Source organism: Pseudomonas sp. NPDC087803 (assembly GCF_044742995.1).
Classification (GTDB): Bacteria; Pseudomonadota; Gammaproteobacteria; order Pseudomonadales; family Pseudomonadaceae; genus Aquipseudomonas.
In genome coordinates this window covers 82,417-95,522 of record NZ_JBIUVO010000008.1, presented here as the reverse complement: position 1 = coordinate 95,522, position 13,106 = coordinate 82,417, and the positions used below count along the sequence as shown (strand labels likewise).

At 63.1% G+C, this 13,106-nt stretch carries 13 protein-coding genes; 7 read left to right on the top strand and 6 right to left on the bottom strand.

Annotation, left to right across the window (positions count from 1 at the left end):
* Positions 1-28 precede the first annotated feature (28 nt).
* From ACIOUG_RS08150 to ACIOUG_RS08135, 4 genes are all read left to right on the top strand, one after another.
* Entirely contained in the window at positions 29-958 is a 930-nt protein-coding gene (locus tag ACIOUG_RS08150; RefSeq protein ID WP_401064175.1) for a metal ABC transporter substrate-binding protein, read from the top strand.
* Positions 959-1,136: 178 nt separating this feature from the next.
* Positions 1,137-1,985 carry a metal ABC transporter ATP-binding protein gene (locus tag ACIOUG_RS08145; RefSeq protein WP_401064172.1) on the top strand — a complete coding sequence of 283 codons (849 nt, stop codon included), beginning with the start codon at positions 1,137-1,139 and terminating at the stop codon, positions 1,983-1,985.
* Entirely contained in the window at positions 1,985-2,884 is a 900-nt protein-coding gene (locus tag ACIOUG_RS08140; protein WP_003226663.1) for a metal ABC transporter permease, read from the top strand. The genes ACIOUG_RS08145 and ACIOUG_RS08140 overlap by 1 nt, the downstream gene beginning before the upstream one ends.
* Positions 2,885-3,799: a metal ABC transporter substrate-binding protein gene (locus ACIOUG_RS08135; RefSeq protein WP_401064170.1), complete on the top strand. Its 915-nt coding sequence runs from the start codon at positions 2,885-2,887 to the stop codon at positions 3,797-3,799.
* A gap of 143 nt (positions 3,800-3,942) precedes the next feature.
* Here the strand turns inward: ACIOUG_RS08135 and ACIOUG_RS08130 are convergent, their stop codons facing one another.
* From ACIOUG_RS08130 to ACIOUG_RS08110, 5 genes are all read right to left on the bottom strand, one after another.
* Complete coding sequence (locus tag ACIOUG_RS08130; RefSeq protein WP_003226665.1) at positions 3,943-4,167, bottom strand: MbtH family protein; 225 nt, start codon at positions 4,165-4,167, stop codon at positions 3,943-3,945.
* Positions 4,168-4,250: 83 nt separating this feature from the next.
* Entirely contained in the window at positions 4,251-5,663 is a 1,413-nt protein-coding gene (locus tag ACIOUG_RS08125; RefSeq protein WP_401064168.1) for an aspartate aminotransferase family protein, read from the bottom strand.
* Between the two features lie 143 nt (positions 5,664-5,806).
* Positions 5,807-6,292, bottom strand: a complete 486-nt coding sequence (locus ACIOUG_RS08120) for a GNAT family N-acetyltransferase (protein WP_401064166.1) — start codon at positions 6,290-6,292, stop codon at positions 5,807-5,809.
* A gap of 200 nt (positions 6,293-6,492) precedes the next feature.
* Positions 6,493-7,815 (bottom strand): ATP-binding protein, encoded by a 1,323-nt coding sequence (locus tag ACIOUG_RS08115; RefSeq protein ID WP_401064164.1) that lies wholly within the window; start codon positions 7,813-7,815, stop codon positions 6,493-6,495.
* Complete coding sequence (locus tag ACIOUG_RS08110) at positions 7,815-8,495, bottom strand: response regulator (protein WP_007969056.1); 681 nt, start codon at positions 8,493-8,495, stop codon at positions 7,815-7,817. The genes ACIOUG_RS08115 and ACIOUG_RS08110 overlap by 1 nt, the downstream gene beginning before the upstream one ends.
* Positions 8,496-8,648: 153 nt before the next feature.
* Here ACIOUG_RS08110 and dsbD point away from each other — a divergent pair, with 153 nt between their 5' ends.
* From dsbD to dsbG, 3 genes are read left to right on the top strand one after another with little or no spacing between them, the layout of a single operon-like run.
* A complete protein-coding gene (dsbD, locus tag ACIOUG_RS08105; RefSeq protein ID WP_401064161.1) occupies positions 8,649-10,382 on the top strand; it encodes a protein-disulfide reductase DsbD in 1,734 nt (577 codons plus the stop codon).
* Positions 10,382-11,251, top strand: a complete 870-nt coding sequence (locus ACIOUG_RS08100; RefSeq protein WP_003226672.1) for a TlpA disulfide reductase family protein — start codon at positions 10,382-10,384, stop codon at positions 11,249-11,251. The genes dsbD and ACIOUG_RS08100 overlap by 1 nt, the downstream gene beginning before the upstream one ends.
* Positions 11,227-11,997 (top strand): thiol:disulfide interchange protein DsbG, encoded by a 771-nt coding sequence (gene dsbG / locus ACIOUG_RS08095; RefSeq protein WP_401064159.1) that lies wholly within the window; start codon positions 11,227-11,229, stop codon positions 11,995-11,997. Before ACIOUG_RS08100 ends, dsbG begins: the two co-directional genes overlap by 25 nt.
* Before the next feature lie 113 nt (positions 11,998-12,110).
* Here dsbG and ACIOUG_RS08090 read toward each other — a convergent pair whose 3' ends face one another.
* A complete protein-coding gene (locus ACIOUG_RS08090) occupies positions 12,111-12,926 on the bottom strand; it encodes an alpha/beta fold hydrolase (RefSeq protein WP_401064157.1) in 816 nt (271 codons plus the stop codon).
* Positions 12,927-13,106 lie beyond the last annotated feature (180 nt).

The following is a 13,106-nucleotide window of genomic DNA, read 5'->3' as shown; positions in this document are numbered from 1 at the left end:
CCTTCACCCGAGAGAAGACCGCTTGCCCATGCTTATTTTCCTGACTCGCCGTCCCCTCCTGCGCACCCTGCTGTTAGGCCTGTGCGCGTGCCTGCTGAGCCCGCTGGCCAGCGCCGATCCGGGCAAACGCCTGCGCATCGGCATCACCCTGCATCCGTATTACAGCTATGTGGCGAACATCGTCGGCGACAAGGCCGATGTGGTGCCGCTGATTCCCGCCGGTTTCAACCCGCACGCCTACGAGCCGCGTGCCGAAGACATCAAGCGCATCAGCGGGCTGGACGTGATCGTGCTCAATGGCGTCGGCCATGACGACTTCGCCGACCGGATGATCGCCGCCAGCGAAACGCCGAACATCAAGACCATCGAAGCCAACGAAAACGTGCCGCTGCTGGCGGCCACCGGTACCGCGGCGCGCGGCGCCGGCAAAGTGGTCAACCCGCACACGTTCCTGTCGATCAGCGCCTCGATCGCTCAGGTCAACAACATTGCCCGCGAGCTGGGCAAACTCGACCCGGACAACGCCAAGACCTACACCCAGAACGCCCGCGCCTACGGCAAACGCCTGCGGCAGATGCGCGCCGATGCGCTGGCCAAACTGACTCAGGCACCGAACGCCGAACTGCGCGTGGCCACGGTGCATGCGGCCTACGACTATCTGTTGCGCGAATTCGGCCTGGAAGTGACCGCCGTGGTCGAGCCGGCCCACGGCATCGAACCGAGCCCGAGCCAGTTGAAAAAGACCATCGACCAACTGCGCGAACTTGACGTGAAGGTGATCTTCTCCGAGATGGACTTTCCTTCCACCTACGTCGAGACCATCCAGCGCGAGTCAGGGGTGAAGCTGTACCCGCTGTCGCACATTTCCTATGGCGAATACACCGCCGACAAGTATGAAAAGGAAATGACCGGCAACCTCAACACCGTGGTGCGGGCGATTCAGGAGTCCGGGGCATGACAGCAAAAGAAACCCTTTCTGACACCCATCAATCCCCTGTGGGAGCGGGCTTGCTCGCGAAGGCGTCCTGTCCGTCAGCATCATTATTGAATGAACCATCGCATTCGCGAGCAAGCCCGCTCCCACAAGTGACCGGCAACCTCAACACCGTGGTGCGGGCGATTCAGGAGTCCGGGGCATGACAGCAAAAGAAACCCTCTCTGACACTCATCAATCCCCTGTGGGAGCGGGCTTGCTCGCGAAGGCGTCCTGTCCGTCAGCATCATTATTGAATGAACCACCGCATTCGCGAGCAAGCCCGCTCCCACAAGGGGTAAATGGGCCGACTGTGGATTTTGCGCAAGTCTCTCTGACCCTCGGGCGCACCACGATCCTCGACAAGGTCACCTTCCAGGTCCAGCCCGGCCACGTGCACGCACTGGTCGGCCCCAACGGCGGCGGCAAGAGTTCGCTGATCAAGACCCTGCTCGGGCAGATGCCGCATCAGGGTCAACTGAGCCTGCACTGGCCCGGCCAACCCGGCGTCATCGGCTACGTGCCGCAGGCGCTGGAGTTCGATCGCGGCCTGCCGATGACCGTCGACGATTTCATGGCCGCCATGTGCCAGCGCCGCCCGGCGTTTCTCGGCTTGAGCAAGCATTACGCCAAGGCCATCGGCGAGGCGCTGGAACGGGTCGGCATGCAGGACAAACGCAAACGGCGCATGGGCGCGTTGTCCGGTGGCGAGCGTCAGCGTGTACTACTCGCCCAAGGCCTGATCCCGGCCCCGCAATTGCTGGTGCTGGATGAGCCGATGTCGGCCCTCGACGACGCCGGGATCCAGGTGTTCGAACGCCTGCTCGGCGACTGGCGCGCCGCCGGTATCACCGTACTGTGGATCGAGCACGATCTGGAAGCGGTCAAGCGCCTGGCCGACCGGGTCACCGGTCTCAACCGCCGCGTGCTGTTCGACGCCACGCCACAACAGGCGCTGACTCCGGAACGCCTGTTGAGTCTGTTTTCCACCCATCCACGGAGCGCGGTCTGATGAGTTACGAAGCCTTTCGTTTGATGGTTCAGGGCTGGGCGTCGTCGGGTTACCTGCCCGAGGCGCTGGCCTACGGATTTGTGGTCAACGCGCTGCTTGCCGGCCTGTTGATCGGCCCGGTGCTCGGCGGCCTCGGTACGCTGGTGGTGGTCAAGCGCTTTGCGTTTTTCTCCGAAGCGGTCGGGCACGCGGCGCTGACCGGCGTGGCCATCGGCATTCTGCTCGGCGAACCCTACACCGGGCCGTACGGCAGCCTGTTCGGCTACTGCCTGTTGTTCGGCATCCTGCTCAACTATCTGCGTAACCGCACCGGCCTGGCGCCGGACACCCTGATCGGCGTGTTCCTCTCGGTGTCGCTGGCCCTCGGCGCGAGCCTGCTGCTGATTCTGGCCGGCAAGATCAACGTGCACATTCTGGAGAACGTGCTGTTCGGTTCGGTGCTGACGGTCAACGGCAACGACTTGCTGGTGCTGGCCATCGTCGGTTCGCTGGTCATGGCGCTGGCGCTGCCGTTGTACAACCGGATCATGCTGGCCAGTTTCAACCCGCAACTGGCGGCGGTGCGCGGCGTCGCGGTGAAGACCCTGGATTACCTGTTCGTGATTCTGGTGACGCTGATCACCGTCGCGGCGGTGAAGGTCATCGGCGCGATCCTGGTCGGTGCACTGCTGGTGATTCCGGCGGCGGCCGCGCGTTTGCTCAGCCAGTCGCTCAAGGGCTTCTTCTGGTGCTCGGTGCTGATTGCCACTGTCAGCACCCTGTGCGGAATTCTCGCGCCGATCGTGTTCGATCTGCCGATCCCGTCCGGCGCCGCGATCATCCTGGTCGCCGGCATTGCCTTCGCCCTCGCCGCCATTGCGCGCGGGGTTGTCCCGAGTCTGAAAGGGAACCTTGGATAAATGACTTTCTCACTGCGAACACTGACCTTGGCCATGGCCCTGTGCGGCGTGGTCGGCAGCCCGTTGCTGGCGGCTGAAAACCCTCAACCGTTGCGCGTGCTGGCCTCGTTGCCCATCACTTACGGCCTCGGCGAAGTGCTGCTCAAAGGCACCGACGTCAGCCTCGAGCGCGCGGCCCCGGCAAATCTGCCAGGCAGTCGTCAGACTGCGTACTTCACTGGTCGCGGCGCTCCGGCGCTGGGCAAACTGGCGAGCAATGCCGACGCGGTGATCGGCGTGCGTTCGCTGTGGGCGGATGATCCGCTGTACCCGATCGCGCGGCGCAGCAACATTCGCATCGTTGAAGTCGATGCGGCGCGCCCGGTCGATGGCGCCCTGCCGGGGATTGCCGTGCAGCCGGGGCTGAAGGTCGATGGCTTGAACAGTCAGCCATGGCTGGCGAGCAATAACATGGGTCGGATGGCCGACGTGATGGCGGCGGATCTGGTGCGTCTGGCGCCGTCGGCCAAACCGAAAATCGAGGCCAATCTGGCGGCGCTGAAACAGCGCCTGCTCAAGCTCAGCGCCGACAGCGAAGCGCGCCTGGCCGAGGCTGACAACCTGAGCGTGATGAGCCTGAGCGATCACTTCGGTTACCTGATCGGCAGTCTGAACCTGGAGCTGATCGGCCAGGACCCACGGCCTGATGCCGAATGGACAGCCGAGGATCTGAAGAAACTCACGGCGACGCTCAAGGACAACGACGTGGCGCTGGTGCTGCATCATCGCCAGCCGTCGGAAGCGGTGAAGGCGGCGATTGCCGAATCAGGAAGTCGCCTGCTGGTGTTGAGCACCGATGCGGCAGATCCGGTGGCGGAGCTGGAGGGGAATGTGGATTTGCTGCTCAAGGGGTTGAGCGGCGGGCCTTCGGCCTAAGGTCAAAAGATCGCAGCCTTCGGCAGCTCCTACACGGGAATATCTACACCCTGTAGGAGCTGCCGCAGGCTGCGATCTGTTGAAGACCATGAAAAAACCCGCTGCCTGTCACCAGTCCAGCGGGTTTGTTTTTGGCCGATAACTTACTGAGCCGCCGCCTGCCCTTCCATCTTCTGGCGCAGGCTGAGCGGGCGCATGTCGGTCCAGACTTCTTCGATGTAGGCCAGACATTCCTTCTTCAGGCCGCTCTTGCCCACGGTGCGCCAGCCTTCCGGCACGGCTTTGTAATCCGGCCAGATCGAATATTGCTCTTCGTGGTTGACCACGACCTGAAAGAGGATGTCCTCGCGGTCGAATACTGACGTCATGCTGTTTCTCCATCGTTGTAAGGGTGGGCTGCACCCGGAATGCAGCCGGGTATGTAGAAAGAACGTTCGGCGCGGCGAAAAATTTACTCGGCGGCGGTGGCAGCGGCCAAGGCCCGGCCAAAGATCTCGGCAACGCGGTCGATTTCGGCGGCGCTGATCACCAGCGGCGGCAGGAAGCGCACGACCGCGCCATGCCGACCACCCAGTTCCAGAATCAGCCCACGCTTGAGGCATTCACGCTGCACCAGAGGGGCCAGACGGGCAAAGGCCGGCGGATGACCGAGCGCATCCGGCGTACCGTTCGGGTCAACCAGCTCAACACCGAGCATCAGGCCACGCCCGCGAATGTCGCCCAGTTGCGGGAAGTCGCGTTGCAGGATGCGCAGGTGTTCGCTCAGGCGTTCGCCCATGGCCGCAGCGTGTTCGCAGACCTTGTGTTCAAGCAGATAACGCATCACCGCGGAACCGGCGGCCATCGCCATCTGATTACCGCGGAACGTACCGGCGTGGGCGCCAGGTTGCCAGGTGTCGAGCCAGTCGCGATAGACCACCACCGCCAGCGGCAGGCTGCCGCCGATGGCTTTGGACAACACCACCACGTCCGGGACGATGCCGGCGTGTTCGAAGGCAAACATCTTGCCGGTACGGGCGAAACCGCTCTGGATCTCGTCGACGATCAGTGCCACGCCTGCCTTCTCGGTGATTCGGCGCAAGCCGCGCAGCCACTCGATGTCGGCCGGGATCACCCCGCCCTCGCCCTGCACCGCTTCGACAATCACCGCTGCCGGCAACTGCACGCCGGCTTCGGGATCGTTGAGCAGGTTTTCCAGATAACTCAGGTTGGCTTTCACCCCGGCCGCGCCGCCGAGGCCGAACGGGCAACGGTAGTCATAAGGGAACGGCATGAATTGCACACCGTTGCTGAGCAAGGCACCCAACGGCTTTTTCGGCCCCAGGCTACCCATCAGGCTCAACGCGCCCTGGCTCATGCCGTGATAACCGCCGGAGAACGACAGCACGGTGCTGCGCCCGGTGACGGTGCGCACCAGCTTCAACGCGGCCTCCACCGCATCGGTGCCGGTCGGGCCGCAGAACTGGATTTTCGCCTCGGCCGCCAATGCCGGCGGCAGCAAACCGAACAGGTCCTGGACGAACTGATCCTTGACTGGCGTGGTCAGGTCGAGGGTGTGCAGCGGCAGCTCATCGGCGAGCACTTGCTGGATCGCCTCGATCACCACCGGGTGGTTATGCCCCAGCGCCAGGGTGCCGGCACCGGCCAGGCAGTCGATGAAGGTCCGGCCTTCGACATCCTCGACGTACAGGCCCTTGGCGCGCTTGAGGGCCAGCGGAATGCGCCGCGGATAACTGCGGGCGTTGGATTCCTGCTGGCTCTGCCGGGCCAGCAGTGGCGATTCGTTGAACTGATACAGGGTTTCGGCCGGCGCGGAGGCGATCCGGGCCGACGACTCTTCGATAAGGCTGGTGGCGACTGACATCTCTCGACCCCTCAATACGCTATGGATAGTGACCAAAACAGCACACCGCACAGGTGCGCGTTCCGGTCGCGGGGCGCACATGCAGGTTTTCCTGTTCTGGAAACGCTTAAGCGCGGCGAGGATTTAGACCCTTGATCGAGTTGTCAGTCGGGCACCGCCAATGGCTTGTGCAGCGCAACCCGTCGCAGGCCTTGATTGGTGCAGGCTGGCGCCAACTCGCGGTAGCCCAGATGCCGGTAAAAAGCCGCGCCGATACCGGTGCTGGCGACGCTCGCCTGCGCCACACCACGAATTCGCAACCAGCCTTCGAGGTCCGCCATCAGGGCGCGCCCTGCACCCCGGCGAAACCATTCCGGCTGCACGTGGCAAAACCAGACGTCACCGCTGTCCGCCGCCATACCGACGCCCACCGGCTTGCCCTGTAACAAGGCGGTGTTCAGATAGAAATGCGGGTCGGCAAGCTGTGCGCTGATGACGTCGACGGATTGCCGGTCAAGCCAGCGCCTGACCCGTTGCGGATCGTTGCGGTGTTCGAGCGCACAACCGACGCGTATCGAGCGCTCGATGATGCGGCTGATAAGGCCGGCGTCGGCCGGTCTGGCCGGGCAAATACAGATCGGTGCTTCCATGGCGCGTTCCCTCAATCCATTGAGTCAGAGCAGTCCCGACCTTAACGCCGGGGCTGGCGAATCACCAATGCAGAGAAGTTACATTTGATGTGCCACATCCCAAACCCCTGTAGGAGCTGCCGCAGGCTGCGATCTTTTGATTTTTTTTTCAAGATCAAGATCAAAAGATCGCAGCCTGCGGCAGCTCCTACAGGGGAGGGTCAGACGGGTTGCAGCGGCATGGTCAGTTCGACGCGCAGCCCATCCGCGCGGCTGTCGAAATGCAGGCTGCAGGCGCAGCGTTGGACGATGGCTTGCACGATGGCCAGGCCGAGGCCGCAGCCGGTGCTCTGGCCGTTGCGCCAGAAGCGTTGGGTCAGGTGCTGCAGATCTTCTGCCGCAATTCCGGGCCCATGGTCGCGCACCACAAAACGCGCGCGCTGGCCGACGGTTTCCAGGCTCAATTCCACGCTGGCGTCGGCCGGGGTATGGCGCAGGGCGTTGTCGAGCAGATTGCGCAACGCGGCAATCGACAGCACCGCCGGCATTTGCACCGGCGCATTGGAGAGCTGCCTGGGCAATTGCAGCTTGATGCGCTGACGCTCGCCGCCGGCCGCATCCTGCATCGCCAGTTTCGCCACCTGCTCGGCGCTGCACTGCACGCCGTCATCGAACGACAGACTGCCCTCGACCCGCGCCAGCAACAGCAATTGCTCCAGGGTGCGGTGCATGCGGTCGGCGCCCTCCTCGGCCCGCGCCAACGACTGATCGCGGGCACTGCCTTCGGTCATGCGCGCCACTTGCAGGTGGGTCTTGATCGCCGTCAGCGGGCTGCGCAGTTCGTGGGCGGCGTCACCGGTCAGGCGGCGTTCACGCTCGATGGTCTTGCCGATGCGCTGGAACAGCTGGTTTTGGGTATCGAGCAGGGGTTTGAGTTCGCTGGGAAACGACTGCAACTGCAACGGCTCAAGCGAGTCGGCATTGCGCCGCATCAAGGCTTCGCGCAGTCGATTGAGCGGCGCCAGGCCCTGACCGATGCCCAGCCACAACAGGCACAGGCAGCCGAGCAGTGCCACGCCGACCGGCACCGAGGCCGCCAGCAGGATCGACATGTTCAGGGCTTCGCGCTCGATCTGCCGATCCGCCGTGGTGATCCGCACATCGCCTCGGGCCAGGGTAAAACTGCGCCACGGCGCGCCGTCGATCATCTGGTCATGGAAGCCCATCTTTTCCGCTTCCAGGGTCTGCTCGGGGCTGCTGTGGCTACGGGCCAGAATCTCCCCACGCAGCGAACTGACCTGACAGGCCATGCCACCGGGAATGTTCAGTTGTTCGGCACTGAAATGAGTGCCCTCGCCCTTGCTCGGCAGCGCCGGCAGTTGCTCCAGCAGCCCGGCGACCATGCGCGCCGACGCCACCAGTCGCTGGTCGAGGGAAAACATCATCTGATTGCGCAAGTCGCTGAGCATCCACGCCGCGGCCAGCGCCCAGATCAGGGCGAACGCGGCGCCGAGGGTCAGACTCAGGCGCAGACGCAGACTCATCACTTCTGTTGTTCTCCACCATCGGCCGGCCCGAGGCGATAACCCAGACCACGTACGGTTTCGACGATGCCCTTGCCCAGCTTGCTGCGCAGGTGATGGATATGCACGTTCAGCGCGTTGCTCTCCAACTCGTCATTGAAACCGTAGACGCTGTCCTTCAACTGCTCGGTGGACAACACCCGGCCACGGTTGTGCAGCAGGGCCTGCAACAACGATTGCTCGCGGCGCGACAGGTCCACCGGTTGCCCGGCCAGGGTGGTTTCGCGGCTGCTTGGATCGTAGGTCAGCGCGCCATGTTCGATCAGGTTGACGCTGCGTCCGGCAACCCGGCGTAGCAGGGTTTGCAGACGGGCGAACAATTCACGCAGATCGAACGGTTTGAGCAGGTAATCGTCAGCCCCGGCTTGCAAGCCATCGACCCGGTCGGTCACCGAGTCGCGCGCGGTCAGGATCAGCACCGGAATCTCCAGGCCCTGCTGACGCAGTTGTTGCAGCAACTTGAGGCCATCTTCGTCGGGCAGGCCGAGATCGAGCACCATCACGTCGAATTCGGCAACCTTGAGCATCGCCCGCGCTTTCGAGGCGGTGTTGACGTGCTCGACCGTCAGGCCCTGCGCCGTGAGACCGGCAACGATACCGCTGGCGATCAGTTCATCGTCTTCGCAAACCAGTACGTGCATGATCAGTCCCGTAGAAAAAAGCCGATTAGGCCGTTGGCCGATTAAGCTGACATTATGGCGCCCAACGCCACAGCGACAAGGGCGTGACGGTTAATCATCGGTTAATCGCCATCCACCATTGTGCCCACACTTGCACAGGGACAAGGCTCCTCCATGCGTCATTTTTTTCTTTTGTTTGCACTGCTGATCTCCGGCCTGGCCCAGGCGGGGAATAATCCATTCGAGACCAAGCCGGATTTCCTGCCGGTCGACAAAGCCTTCGTGCTCACCTCCGAACGCCTTGAGTCCGGGGAAACCCAGCTGTTCTGGCAGATCACCGACGGCTATTACCTGTACCAGAAACGTCTGAAATTCGACGGTTTGACGGCCGAGCAACAGCCGACGTTGCCCGAGGGCGAGTCGCACAGTGACGAGTTCTTCGGTGAACAACCGGTGTATCGCCAGGGGCTGGAAGTGAAAGTCCCGGCCTCGGCCAGCGGTCAGATCAAGGTCAGTTACCAAGGCTGCGCCGATGCCGGTCTGTGTTATCCGCCGCAAACCCGGGTGATCGACCTGGGCGGCAAAGCAACGCCAACGGCCAGTACTGAAGCACCGGACCAGGCCCTGGCCAGCAGCCTGCAACAACGGGCGCTGGGCTGGAGCCTGCTGGTGTTCTTCGGCCTCGGCCTGTTGCTGGCGTTTACCCCGTGTTCGTTGCCGATGCTGCCGATTCTGGCGGGCATGATTGTCGGTAGCGGCGCCACCCCACGCCGTGGTTTCGCCCTGGCCAGCAGCTATGTGATCTGCATGGCGCTGGTGTATGCGGCCATGGGGGTAATCGCCGCGCTGGTCGGCGCCAACCTGCAAGCGTGGCTGCAAAATCCATGGCTGCTCGGCGCGTTTGCGGCGGTGTTCGTGGTGCTGGCGTTGCCGATGTTCGGCTTCTTTGAATTGCAGTTGCCGGTGGCCTTGCGAGATCGCCTTGAGCACGCCTCGCGCAGTCGCAGCGGTGGCAGCCTGATCGGTGCCGGGGTGCTCGGTGCGTTGTCCGGTCTGCTCGTCGGTCCGTGCATGACCGCGCCGCTGGCCGGCGCCTTGTTGTACATCGCCCAAAGCGGCAATGCGCTGCACGGTGGCTTGATTCTGTTCGCACTGGGCATCGGTATCGGTGTGCCACTGTTGCTGCTGGTGACCGTGGGCAATCGCTTCCTGCCCAAACCCGGCGCGTGGATGAATCTGCTCAAGGGCATCTTCGGTTTCCTGTTCCTCGCCACCGCACTGCTGATGTTGCGCCCGGTGCTGGACGCCTCGTTGTGGCTGGGCCTGTGCGGCGCGCTGCTGCTGATCGCCGCGTTCTGTGCCTGGAAGCAATCTGAGGGTTTCGGCCGGGTCGCCCAGGTGTTCGGCGCCAGTTCGTTGCTGCTCGGTCTGTGGGGCAGCCTGCTGCTGATCGGTGCTGCCGGTGGCAGTGACGATCCGTATCAGCCATTGCAGGTCTACAGCGCCGGCCGGGTCGCCAGCGCCACGCCGAGCGGGCATGAGGCGTTCACCACGATCAAGGATCCCGCAGCCCTGCAGCGCGAACTGGATAGCGCCAAGGCTCAGGGCCAGTGGGTGCTGCTCGATTACTACGCCGACTGGTGCGTGTCATGCAAAGTCATGGAGAAACAGGTGTTCGGCAAGGACAAGGTCATGCAGGCGCTGAGCGATGTGCGCCTGCTGCGCCTCGACGTCACTGCCGACAATGCCGCCAGCCGCGAGTTGCTTGGCCGCTACAAAGTCCCGGGGCCACCGAGTTTTGTCTGGATCGGCACTGATGGCGAAGAGCGGCGCAGCCAGCGCATCACCGGTGAGGTCGATGCCGAGACGTTCCTGCAACGCTGGACCACCACTCGAGACGCCAACTAATGCTGACGTTCACCCTCGGCACCTTCGCCATCGCGCTTAACCACCTGCTGCTGATCAGTGCCTTGGCGCTGGCGACCTTTGTCGGCTGGCGGGTGGCCAAGCGTGGCGGTGATAACCCCGAGTCAGCGCTGTTCAGCCTGTTCCTGTTGGGCATGCTTGCGGCGCGCGTGGCGTTTGTCGCCCTGTATTGGGGGCACTATCGCAACGACCCGTGGCAGATCATCGACCTGCGCGACGGCGGTTTCCTCGCCTGGCCGGGGGTGATCGTGCTGCTGCTCGCTGCGCTCTATCGCGGCTGGCGTCGCCCCGGCCTGCGTCGGCCACTGGGTTTTGGTGTGGCCAGCGGTGTGCTGTTCTGGTTGTTGGCGACCCTGTCACTGAACATCTACGAACAAGGTACGCGCCTGCCGGAGATCACCCTGCGCAACGCCGCCGGGGAGACCATCCAGCTCAGCGACTATCAGGGCGGTCCGTTGGTGATCAACCTGTGGGCAACCTGGTGCCCGCCGTGCCGACGCGAAATGCCGGTGCTGGAAAACGCTCAACAACAACGCCCGGACCTGACCTTTCTGTTCGTCAATCAGGCCGAAAGCATGCAAAGCGTGGCGACCTTTCTCGAAACCCAAGGCCTGAGCCTGAACAACGTGCTGTTCGACCGCAGCGGGCGACTGGGTCAGGCCGTGGGTTCCATGGCGTTGCCGACTACGCTGTTCTATAGCCCTGACGGTCGCTTGCTGAGCAGCCACCTGGGCGAACTGTCGAACGCCAGCCTGGCCCGCGCCCTGGAAAACTTCGACATCCCGAATCCAACCGCCGCACCGGCCACCTCTGCAAGGAAACTGCCATGCCCCGCCTCCGCCACCTGCTGACGCTGACTCTGGGCACTGCCCTGCTGCACCTGCCGTCGGTTCAGGCCGCCGAAGAATTGCCCGCCGCGATCAAGCAGATCGAAGCCAAGGGCGCGAAAATCGTCGGCCAGTTCGACGCGCCGGACGGCTTGCGCGGTTATGCAGCGCAGTACCAGAACCGTGGCATGGCGCTGTACCTGACGCCGGACGGTCAGCACGTGCTGCTGGGCAATCTGTACGACGCCGACGGCAAGGACCTGAGCAGCGAGCCGCTGCAGAAACTGGTTTACGCGCCGATGTCCAAGGAAATCTGGGGCAAGTTCGAAGCCAGCAACTGGATTCAGGACGGCAACAAGGATGCACCGCGCACCGTGTACCTGTTCAGCGATCCGAACTGCCCCTACTGCAACATGTTCTGGGAACAGGCGCGGCCATGGGTCAAGGCCGGCAAGGTGCAGTTGCGGCACATCATGGTCGGGATCATTCGCGAAGACAGCCCGGCAAAATCCGCGGCGCTGCTGGCGGCGAAAGATCCGGCCAAGGCCCTGGAAGATCACGAGAAAGCCGGCAAGGCCAGCACGCTCAAGCCATTGAAAGACATTCCGGCGGCGGTCCAGGCCAAACTGGCGGCGAACACGCAGTTGATGGAAGACCTGGAATTGCAGGCGACACCGGCGATTTTCTACATGGATGACAAGGGTGAACTGCAACAGCAGCAAGGGGCGCCTTCACCGGAGAAACTGGCGAAGATTCTCGGGCCAAAGTGAGTCCGGCTTCTTTATTGCCTGATCGGGCCTCTTCGCGAGCAAGCCCGCTCCCACAGGGATCACCGCGGTCACTGTGGGAGCGGGCTTGCTCGCGAAAAGAACGATGACACGGTTTAACGGTTGCGCTCAGCCAAAAAGGTAAACAACACCTCGCTCACAAACTGCGGGTTCTCCAGACTGGAGATATGCCCCGCCTCCGGCACCAGCACCCACGGGCAGCCGATCAGCTCGGCCATTTCCTTGGCTTCCGACGGCGGTCGCGGTTTGTCCTGATCGCCGCACAGCACCAGGGTGGTTGCGGCATTCAATTCGCCCAGACGTGGTAACAGATCATCCCGGCTGAAGGTGATACGCCCCATCGGCACAATGCTTTCGCGCAGGCGATCCGCGGTGTACGCCGCCAGTTTGGCGCGGAAGTCCTGATACAGCGCCGACTGTGGATCAATGCCCGGGCGGAAGAAGATCGGCACCACGATGTCGAGCAACTGTGGCGCAATCTCGCCGCTTTCCTCGATTTGCTTGAACAGCGAGAAATAGTATTGACGGGTAGGCTCAGGCTCGACGCCGAGGTAGGTGTCGAGCAGCACCAGACCGTTGATCCGCTGCGGTGCCGACAAGGCCAGCCGCGCGCCCCACATGCCGCCGACCGACAGCGCCGCCAGCGTGATCCGTTCGATCTGCAGATGATCGAGCAAGGCCTCGACCTGTCGCGCAATGTCATCCAGCGACGTGGTGCCTGCCGGCAAACGCCCGGACTCGCCGTGGCCCCACAGGTCCAGGGCGATCACCCGGTAGTGCGGCGACAGCGCAGCGATCTGCGGCGCCCACATCGCCGTGTCCCACAGATAACTGCCGGCCAGCAACACGGCCGGGCCGGTGCCTTGATCAATGTAGTGCAGCGCTTGTCCGTCAACTGTGAAGAAAGGCATCGACCACCCTCGCGACAAAAAAGAGAACCGGCAGACTGAGCTGCCGGTTGTTGATCGTCAACCCTGGATATGTACGTGAATATGCCGGTTTATTTGTGTTGAATTCACTGACGCTTTCGCGAGCAAGCCCGCTCCCACAGGTTCTACGGTGAACACAAAACATGTGGACACATTGATCAC

Excerpts from the sequence above, each read along its gene's own strand:
- ACIOUG_RS08150 (WP_401064175.1), top strand. The coding sequence starts at position 29 with ATGCTTATTTTCCTGACTCGCCGTCCCCTCCTGCGCACCCTGCTGTTA.
- ACIOUG_RS08145 (WP_401064172.1), top strand. The coding sequence starts at position 1,137 with ATGACAGCAAAAGAAACCCTCTCTGACACTCATCAATCCCCTGTGGGA.
- ACIOUG_RS08140 (WP_003226663.1), top strand. The coding sequence starts at position 1,985 with ATGAGTTACGAAGCCTTTCGTTTGATGGTTCAGGGCTGGGCGTCGTCG.
- ACIOUG_RS08135 (WP_401064170.1), top strand. The coding sequence starts at position 2,885 with ATGACTTTCTCACTGCGAACACTGACCTTGGCCATGGCCCTGTGCGGC.
- ACIOUG_RS08130 (WP_003226665.1), bottom strand. The coding sequence starts at position 4,167 with ATGACGTCAGTATTCGACCGCGAGGACATCCTCTTTCAGGTCGTGGTC.
- ACIOUG_RS08125 (WP_401064168.1), bottom strand. The coding sequence starts at position 5,663 with ATGTCAGTCGCCACCAGCCTTATCGAAGAGTCGTCGGCCCGGATCGCC.
- ACIOUG_RS08120 (WP_401064166.1), bottom strand. The coding sequence starts at position 6,292 with ATGGAAGCACCGATCTGTATTTGCCCGGCCAGACCGGCCGACGCCGGC.
- ACIOUG_RS08115 (WP_401064164.1), bottom strand. The coding sequence starts at position 7,815 with ATGAGTCTGCGTCTGCGCCTGAGTCTGACCCTCGGCGCCGCGTTCGCC.
- ACIOUG_RS08110 (WP_007969056.1), bottom strand. The coding sequence starts at position 8,495 with ATGCACGTACTGGTTTGCGAAGACGATGAACTGATCGCCAGCGGTATC.
- dsbD (WP_401064161.1), top strand. The coding sequence starts at position 8,649 with ATGCGTCATTTTTTTCTTTTGTTTGCACTGCTGATCTCCGGCCTGGCC.
- ACIOUG_RS08100 (WP_003226672.1), top strand. The coding sequence starts at position 10,382 with ATGCTGACGTTCACCCTCGGCACCTTCGCCATCGCGCTTAACCACCTG.
- dsbG (WP_401064159.1), top strand. The coding sequence starts at position 11,227 with ATGCCCCGCCTCCGCCACCTGCTGACGCTGACTCTGGGCACTGCCCTG.
- ACIOUG_RS08090 (WP_401064157.1), bottom strand. The coding sequence starts at position 12,926 with ATGCCTTTCTTCACAGTTGACGGACAAGCGCTGCACTACATTGATCAA.